Raw genomic sequence first — 5,475 nt, 5'->3', positions numbered from 1 at the left:
CTTTTGGCGATCGCCTGGCTCAACCCGCGCGCCATCTCCTATTTCGGCTTCACCCTGATGCTCAACCTGGCGATCCCGATCGCCCTGGCCACGATCGCGCAGATGTTCGTTATCGCCGGCAATGAGCTCGACCTCTCGATTGGCACCTTCGTCGGCTTTGTCGGCTGCGTCACGGCGACCTGGCTGAAGGATGCGCCGCTGATCGGTGTGGCGGTGCTGCTGGGCTCGATCGGCGTCTATGCGCTGCTCGGCGCGCTGATCCACCTGCGCAACCTGCCCTCGATCGTGGTGACGCTGGGCATGAGCTTCGTCTGGCAGGGCCTCGCCATCCTCGTCCTGCCGAAGCCCGGCGGCAAGGCACCTGACTGGCTGTTGTCGCTGATGGCCTTCAAGCCGCCTCTCATTCCGTTCCCGATCATCGCCGCGCTGGTGATCGCGGCGGTGGTGCATGTCGGCCTGATGCGCACATCCTATGGCGTCATCCTGCGCGGCTCCGGCGGCAATGCGGCGGCGCTGCGGCGCGCCGGCTGGTCGCTGCTCAAGACCAGGATCGTGCTGTTCGCGCTGACAGGACTGTTCGGGGTACTCTCCGGCATGGCGCTGATCGGCATCACCACCTCGGCCGACGCCAATATCGGCAACGGCTACACGCTGCTGTCGATCGCCGGCGTCATCCTCGGCGGCGGCGAATTCGTCGGCGGCCGGGTGTCGCCGATCGGCGCCGTCATCGGCGCGCTGACGCTGGCGCTCGCCGCCTCGCCGCTGTTGACCTTCATGCACATCCCGCCCGACTGGCAGGTGGCGGCCAACGGCGCCATCCTGATCATCGTGCTGGCGGCGCGGGTGCTGATCAGCCGCAGGGAGAGGTGAGCGATGGCCTCGCTGCGAATGCTGCTGGCCAAACCGTGGACCTGGTCCTTCATCGGCGCAGCCGTGGTGTGGCTGGCGACCATCGTCTTCACCGGCGGCTATGGTGCCGGCGGCATGATCACGGCGGCACTTTCGCTGGCCGTCTTCACCGTCATCGTCGGCGTCGGCCAGATGTTCGTCATCACGCTCGGACCCGGCAATGTCGACCTGTCGCTGCCGGCCAATATCGGGCTTGCCAGCGCGGTCGCCATGAAAGTGATGGACGGCAATGATTCAATGATCGCGGTCGGGCTGATCGCGGCGCTCGCCACCGGGGCTGCGATCGGCGCGGCCAACTATCTGCTGATCTGGGCGCTCCGCATCCCGCCGATCATCGCAACCCTGTCGGCGAGCTTCATCATACAGTCGATTGACATCAGCTATGGGCGCGGGCTGCAGATCAAGCCGCCGCCGGGTTTCGCCGACTTCACCAACTGGCAATTCCTCGGCATCCCGGTGCTGGCGATGCTGACGGTACTCTTCACCATCGGCGCGGCAACGTCGCTGCAGCGCATGATCTACGGCCGCTCGGTGCTGGCGATCGGCCAGAACATCCGCGCCGCCTGGCTCGCCGGCGTCAATGTCGGCCGCATCCGCTTCCTCACCTACACGCTGTCCGGCGCGCTCGGCGGTATCGACGGGGCGCTGCTCGCCGGCTATTTCCGCGGCGCCAATGTCGACATCGGCAACGAATACCTGCTCGCCTCGATCGCCGTCGTCGTCATAGGCGGCACCTCGGTCGCCGGCGGCAAGGCCAATGTGCCCGGCGTCTGGGGCGCTGGCCTGTTCCTGGTGCTGCTGCTCACCATGCTCAACACGTTCGGCGTCAGCGCCGGCGTGCGGCTGGTGCTGACCGGACTGATCATCGTCGGGGTGATAACGGCGGCAGGTGGAGAGAAGGCGCTGCGGTGATATCCAGGTGAGGCCGGCCTGCAAATGGCGGCTTCCTGCGCTTCCGGTGCTCACGTACTTCACCTACGTTCCGCTCCGGTTCGCACCCAGTTTGGTCGCTTCGCGGCCGTCCGACTCCGGCTGACCGAATATCGGCGGAGTTCGTCAGATCGTTTGGTGTTGCCTTCTTCAGCGCGCTGTCGCGGCTTGTCCAGACAAGCATTGTGCCAGCGATACCATCAGGTTCCCATTCGCGGCGCGGCCTAGTAAACCCGTCGTGATCGCAGCCGGTCTCGGGAGGTTCCGCTTGTCCAATTCTGTCAACGTCGCAAACGAGAACGGCGTGGCGGTGGTCATAATCGACAACCCGCCGGTCAACGCGCTCAGCTTCCACGTCCGCGAGCCACTCCACGCGGCGCTGGCCGCGCTGCGCGACGATGCCACCGTCAGGGCCATCGTGATCGTGTGCGCCGGGCGGACTTTCGTCGCCGGAGCGGACATCACCGAATTCGGCAAGCCGGTGCAGCAGCCGGAGCTGCGCGCCATTGTGGCGCTTCTGGAAACCATCGCCAAGCCGACGGTCGCCGCCATCCATGGCACGGCGCTGGGCGGCGGGCTCGAGCTGGCGCTAGGCTGCCATTTCCGCGTCGCCGACGCCGGCGCGAAACTCGGCCTGCCGGAGGTGAAGCTCGGCCTGCTGCCGGGCGGCGGCGGCACGGTACGGCTGCCGCGCCTGGTCGGCGCGGCGAAGGCGCTCGGCATGATCGTTTCGGGAACGCCGATTTCGGCTGGCGAAGCAAAAGCCGCGGGCCTCGTCGATGCTGTCTTCGACGGCGATCTGATCGCCCAGGCGGTCCGGTTCGCCGGCGAGGCGGCCGCCAAAGGCGGGTCGTTCGCGCCGGTGCGCGAACGCAGGGACCGCGTTGCCGAAACGGACCTTGCAGCCTTCGACCGTCAGGCGGCCGAGCTTGCCAGGAAAGCGCGTGGGCTGGAGGCTCCGCTTGCCTGCGCCGAAGCCGTGCGCAATGCGATCACGCTGCCGTTCGATGAGGCGCTGGCGGCGGAGCGCGCGCTGTTCGTGAAGCTCGTTGCCGGCGACCAGTCGCGCGCGCAGCGGCATCTGTTCTTCGCCGAACGGGAAGCGGCCAAGATACAAGGCAAGGACGTCACCCGCCGCAAGATCGCCCGCGTCGGCATCATCGGCGCCGGCACGATGGGCGGCGGCATCGCGATGGCCTTTGCCAATGGCGGCTTTCCGGTGACCTTGCTCGAAACCGGCGAGGAGGCGCTGCAACGGGGCCTCGCAATGATCGAGAAGAACTACGCGGTCTCGGTCGGCCGTGGCTCGCTGACGGAAGAGGCCAGGCAGCAACGGCTTGGCCTGTTCAAAGGCAGCACCGACTATGCCGACCTTGCCGATTGCGACCTGGTAATAGAGGCGGTGTTCGAGGACATGGCGGTCAAGAAGGTGGTGTTCGGCAAACTCGACGCGGTGGCCAGGCCGGGCGCGATCCTTGCCACCAACACCTCCTATCTCGATGTCGACGAGATCGCCGCCTCGACGTCGCGGCCGCAGGATGTGCTCGGCATGCATTTCTTCTCGCCGGCCAATGTCATGAAGCTCTTGGAAATCGTGCGCGCCGATAGGACCGCGCCCGACGCGCTGGCGACGGTTGCGGAGCTAGCGCGGCGCATCGGCAAGGTGCCGGTCGTCGTCGGCGTCTGCCACGGCTTCGTCGGCAATCGCATGCTGTCCGCACGCGGCGCGGAAAACGAGTTCCTGCTGCTCGAAGGGGCGACGCCCGGCCAGGTCGACAAGGCGTTCACCGATTTCGGCTGGCCGATGGGGCCGTTCCAGATGGGCGATCTCGCCGGCCTCGACATCGGCTGGCGCAACCGCAAGGCGCGCGGCCAGACGGCGGTGATTGCCGACACGCTCTGCGAGCAGGGCCGTTTCGGCCAGAAGACCGGCAGGGGCTGGTATCGCTATGAAAGCGGCTCGCGCGAGCCCGTCCCTGATCCCGAGGTCGAGGAATTGATCCGCGCCAAGGCAGCCGAGCCTGGCATCGCCCGGCGCGAAATCGGCGCCGACGAGATCATCGAGCGCACGCTCTATCCGCTGGTCAACGAAGGCGCGAGGATCCTCGAGGAAGGCATTGCGGTGCGGGCGTCGGACATCGATGTCGTCTGGGCGAACGGTTACGGCTTTCCCATCGGCAAGGGTGGGCCGATGTTCTGGGCTGGCCTCGAAGGGGCTGCGAAGATCGTCGAGCGGCTGGAGCATTGGCATAGGCGGACCGGCCGGGCGATCTTCGAGCCGGCGCCGGTGCTGAGAAGGTTCGCGGAGACGGGGTCATGGCAAGTCCCGTAAACGGCTCAACGTCGCGTTCCTTCGCATCCAAGCACATCAAATTTGACCATGTGGACAAAACTCAGACACCGTTCCATAGTCCAGCGTCTGACATTCCTGAGAACGGCCGGCTCGACACGGCTGTCAACCAGAGGGGCACTTCCATGAAAGACGATCCTAGCAAAATTGAACGCGCCGGCTTGTCTCGGCGCACCGTGCTGGAACTCGGCGCGCTTGGGCTGGCAGCGGCGGTGCTGCCGAATGCCGCCTTAGCCAAGGACAAGAAGCTGAAGGTGGCGGCGATCTTCGCCACGCCGATCGAGGAGCCGTGGGACAACCAGATCCACGTCGCCCTGCAGAAGGCCGAGAAGGAGCTCGGCATCGAATACAAATGGTCGGAAAAGGTGCAGACCGCCGACTTCAGCCGCGTGATGCGCGAATATGCGCAGGGCGGCTACCAGCTGGTGCTGGGAGATGCCTTCGCCGCCGAGCGCGAGTCGCGCCGCACGGCAAAACAGTTCCCGAAGACCGCATGGCTGTTCGGCTCCGGCGCCGGGCCGGCCGAGCCCAATTTCGGCGTCTTCGACAATTGGATCCACGAGCCGGCGTACCTTTCCGGCCTGATTGCTGGCAAGATGTCGAAGTCCGGCACCGTCGGCGCGGTGGCGGCGATGGGCATTCCGGAAGTGAACCGGCTGGTCAACGCCTTCTTCGCCGGCGCCAAGGAGGTCAACCCGAACATCAAGAAGAAGGTCGCCTTCATCGGCTCCTTCTTCGATCCGCCGAAGGCCAAGGAAGCCGCCGTGGCGCAGATCGACGCTGGCGTCGACGTGATCCATGCCGAGCGCTTCGGCGTCATCGAGGCGGCGGTGGAGAAGAAGATCCTCGCCATCTCCAACATGTCCGACCAGTCGAGCCTCGGCCCGGATACGGTGATCACCGGGCCGGTGTGGGACATGTACCCGACGGTCGAGCAGGCGATCAAGCTGGTCAAGGCGGGTGTCTTCACCGCGCAGGACTATGGCGATTTCTCGCGCATGGCCAAGGGCGGTTCGTTCCTGGCGCCGTATCACAAGTTCGACAAGACGCTGCCGGCCGAGGTCAAGGACCTGGTCGAGAAGAAGAAGGCCGAGATCCTCGAAGGCAACTTCCGCGTCGACGTCGACGAGAACACGCCGGTCTCGGATTGAGGCCGGCTTATCCCCCCTCGAGGGGAGGGTGGCCCGCAGGGCCGGGAGGGGTCGCCCGCGACGCGCTCCATCTTGCTAAGTCATAGGTCGAGGCGGTTGAGGGGACCCCTCCCGGCCCTGCGGGCCACCCTCCCC

4 protein-coding genes are annotated in these 5,475 nt (G+C 66.1%); all 4 read left to right on the top strand.

Annotated features, from left to right (window positions below):
• Positions 1 to 870 (top strand): ABC transporter permease (locus EN781_RS24510; protein WP_145965604.1); only part of this gene is annotated, 870 nt, incomplete at its 5' end.
• Between the two features lie 3 nt (positions 871 to 873).
• Positions 874 to 1,821 (top strand): ABC transporter permease, encoded by a 948-nt coding sequence (locus tag EN781_RS24505; RefSeq protein ID WP_126057539.1) that lies wholly within the window; start codon positions 874 to 876, stop codon positions 1,819 to 1,821.
• A 286-nt stretch (positions 1,822 to 2,107) separates the two neighbouring features.
• Positions 2,108 to 4,171, top strand: coding sequence for a 3-hydroxyacyl-CoA dehydrogenase NAD-binding domain-containing protein (locus tag EN781_RS24500; protein WP_126057540.1), 2,064 nt, complete (start codon positions 2,108 to 2,110; stop codon positions 4,169 to 4,171).
• A 143-nt stretch (positions 4,172 to 4,314) separates the two neighbouring features.
• Entirely contained in the window at positions 4,315 to 5,340 is a 1,026-nt protein-coding gene (locus EN781_RS24495; RefSeq protein ID WP_127400404.1) for a BMP family protein, read from the top strand.
• The last annotated feature ends 135 nt before the right edge of the window (positions 5,341 to 5,475 follow it).

It is taken from the genome of Mesorhizobium sp. M4A.F.Ca.ET.090.04.2.1, from assembly GCF_003999085.1.
GTDB lineage: Bacteria > Pseudomonadota > Alphaproteobacteria > Rhizobiales > Rhizobiaceae > Mesorhizobium.
Note: the sequence above shows the minus strand (reverse complement) of the source record. Positions and strands in the feature narration are given on the sequence as shown.

Coding starts and splice junctions, on each gene's coding strand:
- EN781_RS24505 (WP_126057539.1), top strand. CDS start 874: ATGGCCTCGCTGCGAATGCTGCTGGCCAAACCGTGGACCTGGTCCTTC.
- EN781_RS24495 (WP_127400404.1), top strand. CDS start 4,315: ATGAAAGACGATCCTAGCAAAATTGAACGCGCCGGCTTGTCTCGGCGC.